This is a genomic window from Chryseobacterium sp. MMS23-Vi53, assembly GCF_047651245.1.
Classification (GTDB): Bacteria; Bacteroidota; Bacteroidia; order Flavobacteriales; family Weeksellaceae; genus Chryseobacterium.
Genome location: NZ_CP180265.1, coordinates 4,155,355 through 4,168,717 on the forward strand (window position 1 = coordinate 4,155,355; position 13,363 = coordinate 4,168,717).

Below are 13,363 nucleotides of genomic sequence, written 5' to 3' on the forward strand. Positions count from 1 at the left end.
TATTCTAAAAAATGTTAAAAAAATCTTTAGCAATAATGAGTATTTCTGCAGCATTTTTTGCGCGGGCTCAAGATGTTTCTGTAATTAGAAATACTATTGATGTTTATTCTAATGCTCAAAATGTTGGTTCTTCCAAATTTAATGCAATGGGAGGTTCGAACGGAGCTTTGGGAGGTGATGCGAATTCCTTACTTACTAACCCTGCAGGTTTAGGGGTAGCAATTTCAGGAGAGATTTCCGGGACTTTGGCTATTACTAATAATAAAAACACGTCATCGTATGCTGGATCATCTTATGGATATAGCGTTAATAAAGGCGATTTAGGGAATGTAGGGGCTGTAATGACATTTCAGTTAATGTCTGAAAGTGCCTGGAAGTTTATCAATATTGGGGTTAATTATTCTAACCAGAGTATTGAAAATTATATTGAAACTCCAGGAAATAGTAATATAAATACTATTGAAGGACCTAGTAATGATTATTCTTTTAATAGACATGCATATGACAGATATGGCTATGTTTCAAAAACAAGCGTGGGTGTAGGTGCAAACTATAACAATAATTTTTACTTGGGAGCTGGATTGAATTTCTTTAATTCATCTATAGACCAGTCGGATACAGCAATGTTAACTTCTATGGCGGACGGATCAACAAGTAATTTCAGTAAACAAAATACACCTTTCTATGAAAGAGGAAACGGTTTTTCTGCTTCATTAGGGGTAATTGGAAAATTAAGTCCAAATTTCAGAGTGGGTGCTGCATTAGAAACTCCAACTTTCTGGAATATTGACAGAAGCTATAACTTCTACAATGATGCCGTTTACGGTGATGATTATGCAGTAGAAAACAGAAAAATTACATCTCCTTTGAAAGCAACATTAAGTGCGGCTTTCATTGCAAGTAAAAGTTTTGCTTTAAATGTAGATTATACGCTTGGACTAACAAAGACTAAGTATAAAGAATATGGAGCCGCAGAAGCTGAATTAAACGATTTCTTTAAGGACAATGCTAAAAATTTATCTGAGGTAAAAATCGGAGCAGAATACAGAATTAAACAATTCAGATTAAGAGGAGGATACTCTTATGCTTCAAGTCCGTTTGATGCACTTACTGTAAACCGTTATGATAATAATGGTAATGCAGCAGATCAGTCTTACAGCAATTTAATTCTTAATGACAGAAATGCTTTATCGTTCGGTATTGGTTATGACTTCGGATCATTCTATATCGATGCAGCTTATCAAAATATAACTTCTAAATACAGCAATCCATTATTATATGGGGTGATTGACAGTAATTATGAAGCCGGATATTATTCACCAACAGATATGATCAGAAGTAATACTTATGTTGTATCGGATGTGAAAAATATCAGAAATAACTTCTTTCTTACGTTAGGCTGGAAATTCTAATTTCCACGTTTGTGTAATGAGTGATTAAATAAAGGCTCCGGATCGAAGATCCGGAGCCTTTTTAAAAATACTAAACTATAAATGAATTAATCTGGGTTTTGAATTAAGTTCGGTTGAATCTGTATTTGTTGTTCAGGAATGTATTCTATGGTTCTGTTATTGGTATAAGATACTGTATAGAAAGGATTTGTTCCATTTAAATGAGATCCGGGATATTGTCTATTAAGATCCAATTTGTTTCTGAATATATCATATTTTCTTTGACCTTCAAATGCTAATTCCAGTCTTCTTTCATCAAGAACCAAATTTATAAGAGTTTGTCCGGCAGGGACAGAAGTATATGTTGGAATTCCAGCTCTGGCTCGAATAACATTTACATCGGCCAATGCTGAAGCTGTATTTCCTTTTTTTGCATAAGCTTCCGCTCTGTTGAGATACATTTCTGCTAATCTTAAAATAACAGGTGACCACAATTGTGGAACGCCTTCCTGTAATGAACATTTTAACACAAAAAATTTAGGATATCCATTTCTTTTCTCAATATCATTATCCAGATACACATTGGTTTTCACTCCGGAAGAATTAATGAAATAGTAATTTGTTTTATTTGGTAATACTTCAGAAAACACTTGATAATTAACATTATTCATTGTAAAATACGTATTTCCACCTTGTTGGAATGTTTTCTGAAACTGATAATTATAAGTTATTGCGCCAGACGAGTTGGTTCCTTGCTGTACCCAATAGGCAACAGGAACTAATGGATTTAAATATTTAGGTGAAATAAATTTCAGTCTTACATCCTGTGGATTTTGATTAATAAGATCTAAATAGGTTGAAGAGGCATACATTTCACCCCAACCAACTCCTTGAATATTGGCATACATAGACCCTAAAGTATACCATCCATCTGTATAGTCTCCGTCTTTGTTATATTTAAATGCAAAAATCGTTTCCGTATTATTTTCAGGAGCTTTGGTGGAATAGGAGGGAAGATCAGCTTTAGAAAGCATCATATATTTTCCTGAATTAATGACCTTATCTGCATATTCAATGGCTTTATCATTATTTTCCATGTACAGATAAACTCTTGAAAGTAATGCTTGTGCAACGGTTTTAGATGCATAAATATTATCTTTATTAATGGTCATTAGCTGTTCAGCTTTTTGCAAATCTTTTAAAACCTGAGTATATATTTCACCTACAGTCGCTCTTGGTGGAATATCATTAACATCATCAGTAAGTTTTAAAGGAACTCCAAGATTGCTCGTTCCCTGATTGTAAGGTCTTCCAAAAACATTTACTAACGAAAAATAAGTATAAGCTCTCAAAAAATAATTTTCTCCTATCAGTTGATCTGTATCTGCATCTTTTCCTTCCGCTACTTTAGAAATAACTCGATTGCAACCTACAATAGCTTTATATCCTGTATTCCATATATCATTTGTTCGGCTGTTGTTTTTAATATTTCTATAAGTGTAATAATAATAAAAAGGATCAGTCGTTGTTCCGCTAATGTCTACATTGTCTGAAGTGTATTCACTATATCTGTAAACATTATTGGAAAAACCCCATCCGTCTGTGGTTCCTTTTAATAGGGCATAATTTCCACGTGTGATGGTTTGCAATCCTGTAGCGTCGGATAAAACGACATCAGATTCTTTTGAATCATACGGAGATCGGTCTATATTACAAGAGAGTAATGACAATGCTATTAGAGGTAAAAATATTTTTTTCATAATTGTTTAAATTTTAAAAAGAGAAATTAAAACCTAAAGAATATCTTCTTGGAATAGGAAAAGTTGAGTTCGATATATTGGCGGGACCAACTTCAGGATCAACTCCGGAAAAATGAGTAATCGTAAATAAATTTTCACCCATTATATAAATTCCAGCAGAATTTATTTTAAGTTTTTGTGTTAAAGAAGAAGGAAAATTATATCCCAGTCTTATGGATCTTACTTTCACATAGCTTGCATCTTCTAAATATCGGGAAGAAGGCTTGTTGGAAAGAGAGTTGCTATTATAGATAGCAGCCGGATGAGTTGCTATATCCCCAGGCTTTTCCCATCTCGTCCATCCGTCTTTTGGAACCATTTGATTATAATAAGGATATGCACCATCAGAATCAAAAAACTCTCTAAAATAATTATAAATTTGCCCTCCTTGTGAAAAGTAAACATTGGCATTGAAATAGAAGTTTTTAATTGTCAAATTTGTAGAAACAGACCCATAATAATCAGGAGTAGATTTTCCAACAATTTGCACTGTAGCCTGATTATAATTTGATGTTAAACTTCTGCTGCCATCGGCATTGATAACCTCCCATTGTGGTGCTCCGTTATCAGGATTCACACCCATCCATTTTCTCATATAAAAAGATGAAACATCGTTTCCGGCTATTGCAACACGATAATTGCTCAAAATTTGTGTAGCATTATTTCGTGTTGAAAGCACAGTATTTTTGTAAGTACTTACATTAAATCCCAGATCCCAAGTAACATCCTTAGATTTAATAATGGCATAATTTACATTAAATTCCCATCCTTTATTCTGTACATCTCCGATATTTAAATATTGCTTGTCAACCCCTGTCAAAGCAGGAAGAGTAACCAACATGAGAAGGTTTTTAGTTTTATTATTAAAATAATCTGCATTTAAAGTCAATCTATTATTAAACGCTTTAATATCAGTCCCTATATTATTTTGATAAATCGATTCCCAGGTTAAAGCAGGATTTCCAAGTTGACTCCATGTTGCTCCGATTTGTCCGTCATATTTTTGAGTTAAAGCATACAAATCCTGCCATCCGTAATTTGGACTTGGTGTGTTTCCTACAAGACCTCTACTGGCTCTCAGTTTCCATTCATTAATTGGTTTTACCTTAAAAAAGTTTTCTTTATGAACGTTCCACCCCAAACTGTAAGAATAAAACAAACCGTTTCTCTGGCTTGCACCAAACGCAGAAGAAGATTCACTTCTTAATGATCCCTGAACAAAGTATTTTTTATCATAAACATATTCAGCATTAAATAAGAATGCATTATAAGCTCGGTCATATTTTGTTCCTGAAGGTTTAGCACCTGTCGCTGCCCCCGTATCAAAAACTTCCGTTCCCGGAACGATGCCATAGACTCCGGCTCTTGAAGATTTGTAAAACCTGTCATTGTATTCATAAGCAGCCAAAGCATTTACGTTATGAACTCCAAAATCCTTATCAAATCTCAACATCTGATTAAAAAACTTACTGATATCTTTTGTATAAGATTCTGTAAGACCACCTTTTGTACTTTCACCGGATAAAGATCTTGGATCGGTATAATAATAGTCATCATAGTTCATATAACTTACGTTGTTGGTAGTAATAAACTTTAAATAATCTGTAAGTTTAATTTCTGCATCAAGATTTCCGATAAGGTTTAGTTGATTGGTTTTTCCATAATTCCATTGCAAATCATACATGTAATTTCTCTGATCTCTGCCGTACCAACCTCCACTGTAAGTGTTTGGATTTATGTAGTTTCCATTAGCATCTGTCGGGCTATCCCATGGAACATAAAAATACATTTCATAAAGCGTATGATACCTGTCTTGTCCGGTTGTATAAGCCAGACTTACCTTCGGTTTTATAGTCAGCCAGGAATTTACCTTTTGCTCATGATTGATCCTGAAAGACAATCTATTGTATTCATAACCTTTTACAGTTGAAGTTTCATCATAAAAATTACTCGAAATATAGGTTTTAGAATTTTGAGAACCACCTCGGAAATCCACCGTATAATTTTGTACAACACCTGTTTGTGTTCCGTTTTTAAGCCAGTTGTAGCCTGGAGTTCTAAGTTCAACAGGTAATGGTGGTGCATTTTTTAATGACATGAAATTGTCATAAAGCTGTACACCGTCCATTAATTTAAATGGTCCATTATTAAAGGTATTAAACGAATTATTTGCGGAAACATTGAATGTGCTTTTTCCTGAAATTCCGGATTTTGTAAAAACCTGTACAATTCCATTCGCTCCTCTTGATCCATACAATGCTGTTGAAGTTGCATCTTTCAAAATATTGATGCTTTCAATTTGGTTGGGATCCAAGTTAGGAGTTCCATTCATCATAACGCCATCAACAACCCACAGAGCTTCACTAGGACCATTAATAGTAGAATTTCCTCTGATTTTTACTACCGCGCTAGATCCTGGAGAACCACTGCTTTGCAAAACCTGAACACCAGCGGCTTTTCCTTGTAGTAAACTAGATACTTCAGAATTGTTAGAATCTTGCAGTTTTTTATCAGAAATCACTGAAACTGCGGCTGTAAGGCTAGATCTTTTTTGGGTTTTGTATCCTATTACGACAACATCTTCAATTCTTTGCTCTTTTAGGGAGTCTTTTTCTTTTGTATTTTGAGAATATATAAATCCCGGCATCAAAAAAAAGAGCACACCTATCTTTTGTAAAATAGTAGTTTGTTTTTTCATACAATTGCGAATTTCTATTATTGCTAATGTATAAAAAATATTGATTTAAATATGTTTTTATTATTAAAAAGTGTTAAAATTTTATTTTAATTTAATTTAATGTTAATAAATTTAAATAATATTTAAAAAATAGAATAAAAAAATAACATTTCAATAATTTTCAAGAGTAAATTTTCGTCTAATTCCTTTTTTGAAATTAAAATTTTTTTTAATGACGACTTATCGCTTCAATTTTTATAAATAATTGAAAGTGATGAGATAAAGAAGAATAAGATTATTAATTAAAACTCTATTATATGTGAAATAAATACGTAAATCTGAATCTTTTTTGAATTAAAAAAAATCTTAATGATGATGTCCTATATGCTCATGATTATGAAAAAGATGCATCGTTAATGCCAGAGAAACTCCCAAAATCACCAGTCCGATCTTCATCCAATCGATATTATGATTTTTATTGCTCTCAAAAATGATCACAGAGGAGATGTGTAAAAAGATACCACCAACAATAGCCAAAAAGTAAGGCTGTAAATCCGGATTGAAATAGTTTCCAAGTAACATTCCTGCTGGAGAAGCCAGTGCAAATAAGGCAACAATCAATAAAGAAGGATAAGACGGCGTTGATTTGGATTCGTCTTTTCTGTTGAATAAAAACGCCCCTAAAATAAACGAAATAGGAAGATTATGAAAAACAATTCCCAGCAAATAAGGTGAAAATTCATGTTCTTCATTCGCCAAAGGAATTCCTTCGATAAATGCATGAATGAAAAGTCCCACCATTAGAGCAACGGGAAGAATATTATGTTCATTATGATGATGAAAATGTCCATGTTCGAAACCTTTTGTTAAAGCTTCCAAAATCATTTGCAGCAAAACACCTCCGATTACGAAAATTCCCAGACTGCTACCTCCAATTTCGGAAGTATAAACCTGAGGAAAAACTTCGTTCAAACAAATAGTAATCAGAAATCCAGCGCTTAAAATCAATAAATTTTTCGCTAGTTTTTCTTTTTTACCGAAATGTTTTCCCAGAAAAACGCCTGCAATAACACTTAAAATCAGTAAAAGTACTGTTATCATTTTTTCTTAAATAAATTAATGCAACGAAGGGAAGTTTCTTTATTAAATTCATTCAACTGATAATCTCCCCAGATTTTTATTCTTTCAAAACCACAATCTGTTGCATAAGAATTGATAGCTTCTAAGGTATGAAGTTTTACTTTTTCAAAAAAATGAAAAGGTTTTCCGTCTGCTTCAAAACGAATATCTTTTACGATATGTCTTCCTTCTATTTTCTTTAAAATTTTAAACTCGATATCTCCCCGAATGATCGTAGATTCCGGAACGATGTTTTTTCTTACAAATTCTTCATTCAGATAATCTAAAACAAAAAATCCTCCCGGTTTTAAAGCATTGTAAACCGATTGAAAAACTTTTTTGTCATCATTTTCGCTGTCGAAATATCCGAAACTTGTAAACAAATTGAATACAGCATCCATAGGATCTGCATCAATGGGGTTTCTCATGTCGTGAACATCGAATAATAAGGTCTGATTTTCAAATTGTTTGTCAAATTCTATACTTTGTCTCGAAAGATCAAGCCCCAAAACATCATAACCCAATTTATTCAAAAAAACGGAGTGTCTTCCTTTGCCACAAGCCAAATCGATGATCTTGGAATTTTGCGGAAGTTGCAACTCTTCAGTAAGCTTTGTAATGAAGTTTTCTGCTTCAGTATAATCTCTGTTGCTATAAAGTAGGTGATAATAAGGGGTATCAAACCAAGATTCAAACCATTCCATGGTGCAAAAATAGTGTTTTTTGCGCGACAGTTCCTAGTTGATGAGCGATGGTTTTTATCAGTTGAAGCGATTTCTATTAACTATAGGCTGACTACCAACAACTAAAATCGTATTTTTGCAAAATGGATATAGAAAATATACAGATTCAGATAAAGACATTCTTCGGATTGGAGCAGATTTTGGCAGAAGAAATTAAAAAGTTGGGGGGAAGAAAAGTTGAGGTAAAAAACAGAGCCGTAAACTGTGAAGGAGATTTAGGCTTTTTATATAAAATTAATTATTCTGCGAGAACGGCTTTAAAAATTTTAGTTCCGATTCATGAATTTAAGGCGTTTAATCAGCACCAGTTTTATGACAGACTTTTCAAATTCAATTGGGAAGATTTTATGAGTGTTGATCAGTCTTTTGCAATTGATTCTACCGTGAATTCTGAAACTTTCAAACATTCGCAATTCGTGACTTTGAAAATGAAAGACGCAATTGTGGATTATTTTCAGGAAAAATTCAAAAGACGCCCGAATGTAGAAACGAAACATCCCGATATTAAATTTCATCTTCATATCGACAGAGAATTGGTGACCATTTCTTTGGATTCTTCGGGAGATCCTTTGTTTAAAAGAGGATACAGAAGAGAGCAGGGCGAAGCACCTATCAATGAAGTTTTAGCAAGCGGAATGCTGCAATTGGCAGGTTGGGACGGAAAAGGAAATTTCCTAGATCCAATGTGTGGTTCTGGAACTTTATTGATCGAAGCTGCGATGATTGCGATGGATCTTCCGGCGCAGATTTTCAGAAGAGGATTTGCATTCCAGAACTGGAAAAATTATGATCAAGAATTGTTTACGAAAATTAAGGAATTTAGAATCAATCGTGTAAGAGAATTTAATGGAAAGATTGTTGGGTATGACATCGATGCAAGAATGTTGAATGCTGCAAGAATGAACATCGAAGCTGCCGAAATGGAAGAAGTAATCGAGGTGAAAAAACAGAATTTCTTTGACTCTAAAAAGGAACTTTTCCCTTTATTAATGGTTTTCAACCCACCTTATGATGAGAGAATTTCTATTAATGATGATGATTTTTACAAGAAAATAGGAGATACCTTCAAAACACATTATCCAAATACTTTGGCCTGGCTGATTTCTTCTGACCTTGATGCCTTGAAGAAAATTGGACTTCGTCCATCAAGAAAAATTAAGCTTTTCAACGGAAAACTGGAGACGAGATTTTTGCAGTATGAGATGTATGAGGGAACTAAAAAAGTACATAAACTAGAAGATAAATAGTTCAAATTTAATTTTATAAATTTACTTACGACATCAAATATCAATTTGTATGAAATTAAAGAAGCTCAAAATAAATTCATTATATCATCTTAAAAAACTTGATTGAACTATTGAATTTACGTGATCAAATTTTTGTAAAAGAACGAAAACGATATATAAAAGAAGGCAAGAGAGAATTGCTGAACTTGGAGTTTCGCCAGAAGAATATTTCAGAGATAGAGTAGAAAAAGATATTGATCAAATAAAATATTTAAGAGCTATTCAAGAAGTGTTTGAAATTGATATTTGGAATATGATTCCAGAAATTAACGAAAATCAAAATTAATATGTCTTGGAATGCATTCGATTTTATAGATCTTATTCTTGATGTTTTGGATTTTATATTTACCGGATCTAAAAGAAAGAAAAAATAAAAGAGACCTTCATTTGAAAGTCTCTTTTATTTTTCACCTCACCACCGAAGGCGCAAAACCATACTGCTTTTTAAATGCATATGAAAAATGCGAGAGATCCTCAAAACCAACTTCCATAAAGACATCCGAAGGTTTTTTATTCTTTTCTGTTAAATGATAATACGCGAGTTCCAAACGCTTTTGTGTTAACCAGCGCTGAGGTGTCGTCTGAAAAATTTTCCTGAAATCTCGATTAAAAGTTGATAAACTTCTTCCCGTTAAATATCCAAATCGTTCTAAAGACATATTAAACATATAATTTTTTTCCATAAAATTAACTAGATTGATCTTTCCGGGTTCTTCAAAATCCCCAAGAATCCCATCTACATTTTTATCGATTTCTCTTAAAATACTTATGGCTTCAGTAATTTTTAAAGTTGCTATATTTTCAGGAAAAGAGTCTTTCATATCAAAATAAGGAATTAAAGACGCTAAGCAACTTTCCAGTAACGGGTGTTTATTAAAACTGTAAATCTTGGTTTCTTCACGAATATTTTTCTTTTTAATTTTAATATTTGAATAAAATTCTTTCAGTCGTTCTTTCGTTAAATGCATGACCACAGCTTTATGGGGAAGTCCGTCTTTGGGATAATTAATGATTGTGGCTAAATGATTTCTCGGAATCAGAAAGATGTCACCAGCTTTAAACAAATAAGATTTATCTGCCTGAATAATTTTCGTTTCTCCCGAAATAAACCAAACCAACATATGAAATTCAAAAACAGTTTCTGTCTTGAAAAGTTTGTCATCGTATGTAGAAAGCTTGATATCGGGAGTAATGTATTTGATCTGAAAATCCATTTTCTTTTAATTTTCAAGGATAAATTTAGTTAATTTTTTGGCTGTAAGCTTGAAGCAGGATATTTAAAAGTATATGAGAACTTCCAGCATCCGACTTCAGCTTCCAACTATTTAATTCACTTCAAACTTCAGCCCGATCATTTCTTCGCTTAGTTTCCAAAGTTTTTCCGCATTTTCCAAATCGATGGAGTAGGGCTGAACTCCTCTAATTGTGGATGGTTCGTCGAATCGATGCTCTATTTGTCCGTTATCGATTTCTGCAATATCACAATTTTCACAATAAATTCCGCCAATGTTATCAAGCAAAGGACTTGTAGCGCACCAAACCGTTGTGGCAGCACCTTGTGGAATGGTTTTTAATTTCGCTTCTACTTCTGGTTTTATTTTTCCATTTTCGTCATGAGTTCCCATTTGGATGTAAAGCTCGATAGGTTCATCTCTTCCAAGCTCTGTTCCATATACAGAACCGGGATGTAGTGAGTAGGCTCTTACATTAAAATTTTTCGCTTTTTCGTCCAAAAGGGTTGCAAATAAATTACAAGCCGTTTTCGATTGTCCGTAACCTTCTAAAGTTTGATATTCACGATGTTCAAAATTCGGATCTTCAAAATTGAAAGACGCCATCTGGTGTCCATAAGATGAAACGTTGATTACTCTTGCTCCGTTCACTTTTTTTAATGCTTCCCACAATTTTGCGGTAAGATGAAACTGTGCTAAGTAATTGGTTGCCAATTGGGATTCAAAACCTCGATTATCTCTCTGAAGTGGAACCCACATAATTCCGGCGTTATTAATCAGTAAGTCCAATTTTCTGCCTGAAGCAAGGAATTTGTCTGCAAACGTATCGATAGAATGTGGATTCATTAAATCCAGTTCTTCCAACTCTATATTTGGAATTCCTGCAAGATTTTTCTTTGCTTTTTCCATACTTCTTGCGGGAACAATTACAGATGCCCCGGCTTCGGCTAGAGTTTTTGTTGTTTCCAGGCCGATTCCTGTATACCCTCCTGTTACGATAGCAATTTTCCCTGAAAGATCAATTCCTTTGATAATATCTGATGCTATAGATTGGGAATTAAATCCTGAATTGATAGGATGTTGTAATTTATTAAGTCTCATTTTTAATTGTTTTAAAATTTTCTTGAGACAAAATTAGAATGAATAAAGATTTTTTATTTTGTTTAAAGTGTCAAATTGTTTTGTTTAAAATTTCAATATGATGTAATGGAAAAAAAGAAAGCCCTGCCAATAATAGCAAGACTTCCCTCGTTATGAAAAGATTCTGTTATGTAGTTTATTAATTAAAATGAATTTAGAATATGCATGTATTTAAAAATCTTTTTGTGATACAGCCCAAGTATTTGTTGTATTTCCAAAAGTACTTGCAGGAATTGCATACACAGTAATTCTTTTTCCCTGAGGAATGGTTGTTAAGTTTACACTATTTGTAACAACAGGCGTTACTCCGGCTAATGTAACTGAGCTATTTCCGGAAGCTACAATATTAATAGATTTACCAACCTGAGATGCTGTTGGAATGGGTAATGTAACAGTAGCGGATGTTGTAGCAACCCAAATCATATTTTCGTTTCCTGTCGCAGCATAATTAGAGCCTGATATATTTACAAGTCCAAAACTATTTGCATTGAGATTATTATAAGGTATTCTTCTGATATCTCCTGTAGCATCGATGGCTAATATATCAGAACTATTACTTACTGTAGCAAGGTTTTCAAATCTTACAGCATCAGAATTTGCATTTACGTGAAGCATTTTTTGTGGCGTACCGGTATTTACTCCGACATTTCCTGATCTGATGGATATTATTCCTTTAGCTGAATTTGAACCAATTGAACCTCCTATTGAAACATCTCCATTATCATTAAAAACCATTCTTCTGATATGGTTTACTCTGTCGATAAACTCTAATGAATTAGACGATCCTGTAGTTCCTCCCGTTGTTGGAGACAATCCCCAAGCTGAAGTACCATTACTAAAACGAGATTCTCCACCGTCTACATGTAGCCTTGCTTGAGGGGCAGATGTTCCGAAACCAACTCTGTTATTGGCTTCATCTACGGAAAAAGTACTTCCGTTTACAGAAAATCCATTCACCGAACTTCCATTAAAAGCAAGTGTACTGGTATTTTGAGTTATCGTTCTGTTTGCTGTAAGACTACCATCCGAATTATAAATATTGGTATTGGCAGGAGTTGCAGGTAAAGATTGCCAAGTAGCAACTCCGTTTGCATCTGAAGTTAATACCTTGTTTGCACCTTGTGTTCCGTCTACAATTTTTACAGCTCCTGCTGTCGTAGATCTTACATCAAGGGTATTGGTAGGATCTGTCGTTCCAACTCCCAGACTTCCTCCATTTGTCAGAACCATTTTAGGAGCATCTCCTGCTGCAGAAGAGGCATGAAACTGTAATCTTCCTGAATTTACTCCTAAACCATAAAAATCGCTTCCGGCTGCATTGTTGAATAAAGCTAACTTTTTACCCGCAACATCTGTAATACTAGAACCCGCCGATGCTCCTAAATCCAACCTATTCTGTGGTGCTGTTGTCCCAATTCCGACCCTGTTATTGGCTGCATCAACAGAAAATGTATTTCCATCAACAGAAAATGAATTTACAGAAGACCCGTTGAAAGTCAATGTATTATTGTTTTGATTTACAGATCTGTTTCCCGTAAGTGTTCCATCTGAATTATAGAGATTGATAGATGAAAAAGTAGAGTTTGTAGGATTGTGCATTTTTACCCAAGCCGTACCATTAAAATAGTAGAATCCTACAGCATCAATATTAGTTGCAAGTCCGTTTTGCTGTCCTGTGGAAATATCATTTATATAAATTAATGTAGAAATTGCCGCTCCACTCATATTTTGAGCCCTTTGCCTGTCAACTCTAGGAATTAAAATTCCATCATTATTATTAGACGTACCTGTTGAATTTTTTGCTACAATATCCAATGTAGAATTTGGAGTTGGACTATTGATACCAATTTGAGCTTTTGAAAATCCTGCTAGCAAAACTAAACTTAGAACAACTGTCTTTTTCATTTTATTAAAGTGTTTTCTTTGATTGATTTTTATGTTTTTGATGATGCAAATGTAGAATTCACTTTGCCTAA

At 33.7% G+C, this 13,363-nt stretch carries 9 protein-coding genes; 2 read left to right on the forward strand and 7 right to left on the reverse strand.

The genetic code is table 11. From position 1 onward, the window contains the following. Positions 1-11: 11 nt before the first annotated feature. Positions 12-1,412, forward strand: coding sequence for an OmpP1/FadL family transporter (locus tag ACKX2A_RS18565; protein ID WP_415326414.1), 1,401 nt, complete (start codon positions 12-14; stop codon positions 1,410-1,412). Between the two features lie 86 nt (positions 1,413-1,498). On the opposite strand, the gene ACKX2A_RS18570 is transcribed toward ACKX2A_RS18565, so the two are convergent. From ACKX2A_RS18570 to ACKX2A_RS18585, 4 genes are all read right to left on the reverse strand, one after another. Then, positions 1,499-3,151, reverse strand: coding sequence for a RagB/SusD family nutrient uptake outer membrane protein (locus ACKX2A_RS18570; RefSeq protein WP_415326415.1), 1,653 nt, complete (start codon positions 3,149-3,151; stop codon positions 1,499-1,501). A 13-nt stretch (positions 3,152-3,164) separates the two neighbouring features. Beyond that, on the reverse strand, positions 3,165-5,888 hold the full coding sequence (locus ACKX2A_RS18575; protein WP_415326416.1) for a SusC/RagA family TonB-linked outer membrane protein: 2,724 nt from the start codon (positions 5,886-5,888) through the stop codon (positions 3,165-3,167). Positions 5,889-6,233: 345 nt separating this feature from the next. Continuing rightward, positions 6,234-6,965 (reverse strand): ZIP family metal transporter, encoded by a 732-nt coding sequence (locus ACKX2A_RS18580; RefSeq protein WP_415329501.1) that lies wholly within the window; start codon positions 6,963-6,965, stop codon positions 6,234-6,236. Beyond that, positions 6,965-7,690 carry a class I SAM-dependent DNA methyltransferase gene (locus tag ACKX2A_RS18585; protein WP_415326417.1) on the reverse strand — a complete coding sequence of 242 codons (726 nt, stop codon included), beginning with the start codon at positions 7,688-7,690 and terminating at the stop codon, positions 6,965-6,967. Before ACKX2A_RS18585 ends, ACKX2A_RS18580 begins: the two co-directional genes overlap by 1 nt. A gap of 122 nt (positions 7,691-7,812) precedes the next feature. On the opposite strand from ACKX2A_RS18585, the gene ACKX2A_RS18590 reads away from it, so the two are divergent. Then, a complete protein-coding gene (locus tag ACKX2A_RS18590; RefSeq protein WP_415326418.1) occupies positions 7,813-8,976 on the forward strand; it encodes a THUMP domain-containing class I SAM-dependent RNA methyltransferase in 1,164 nt (387 codons plus the stop codon). 446 nt (positions 8,977-9,422) lie between these two features. Here ACKX2A_RS18590 and ACKX2A_RS18595 read toward each other — a convergent pair whose 3' ends face one another. The 3 genes from ACKX2A_RS18595 to ACKX2A_RS18605 form a co-directional block, all read right to left on the reverse strand. Then, positions 9,423-10,229, reverse strand: a complete 807-nt coding sequence (locus tag ACKX2A_RS18595; RefSeq protein ID WP_415326419.1) for a helix-turn-helix domain-containing protein — start codon at positions 10,227-10,229, stop codon at positions 9,423-9,425. A 111-nt stretch (positions 10,230-10,340) separates the two neighbouring features. Beyond that, on the reverse strand, positions 10,341-11,348 hold the full coding sequence (locus ACKX2A_RS18600; protein WP_415326420.1) for an SDR family NAD(P)-dependent oxidoreductase: 1,008 nt from the start codon (positions 11,346-11,348) through the stop codon (positions 10,341-10,343). Between the two features lie 210 nt (positions 11,349-11,558). Beyond that, positions 11,559-13,292: a hypothetical protein gene (locus tag ACKX2A_RS18605; RefSeq protein WP_415326421.1), complete on the reverse strand. Its 1,734-nt coding sequence runs from the start codon at positions 13,290-13,292 to the stop codon at positions 11,559-11,561. Positions 13,293-13,363 lie beyond the last annotated feature (71 nt).

Coding starts and splice junctions, on each gene's coding strand:
- ACKX2A_RS18575 (WP_415326416.1), bottom strand. CDS start 5,888: ATGAAAAAACAAACTACTATTTTACAAAAGATAGGTGTGCTCTTTTTT.
- ACKX2A_RS18570 (WP_415326415.1), bottom strand. CDS start 3,151: ATGAAAAAAATATTTTTACCTCTAATAGCATTGTCATTACTCTCTTGT.
- ACKX2A_RS18565 (WP_415326414.1), top strand. CDS start 12: ATGTTAAAAAAATCTTTAGCAATAATGAGTATTTCTGCAGCATTTTTT.
- ACKX2A_RS18590 (WP_415326418.1), top strand. CDS start 7,813: ATGGATATAGAAAATATACAGATTCAGATAAAGACATTCTTCGGATTG.
- ACKX2A_RS18600 (WP_415326420.1), bottom strand. CDS start 11,348: ATGAGACTTAATAAATTACAACATCCTATCAATTCAGGATTTAATTCC.
- ACKX2A_RS18605 (WP_415326421.1), bottom strand. CDS start 13,292: ATGAAAAAGACAGTTGTTCTAAGTTTAGTTTTGCTAGCAGGATTTTCA.
- ACKX2A_RS18585 (WP_415326417.1), bottom strand. CDS start 7,690: ATGGAATGGTTTGAATCTTGGTTTGATACCCCTTATTATCACCTACTT.
- ACKX2A_RS18595 (WP_415326419.1), bottom strand. CDS start 10,229: ATGGATTTTCAGATCAAATACATTACTCCCGATATCAAGCTTTCTACA.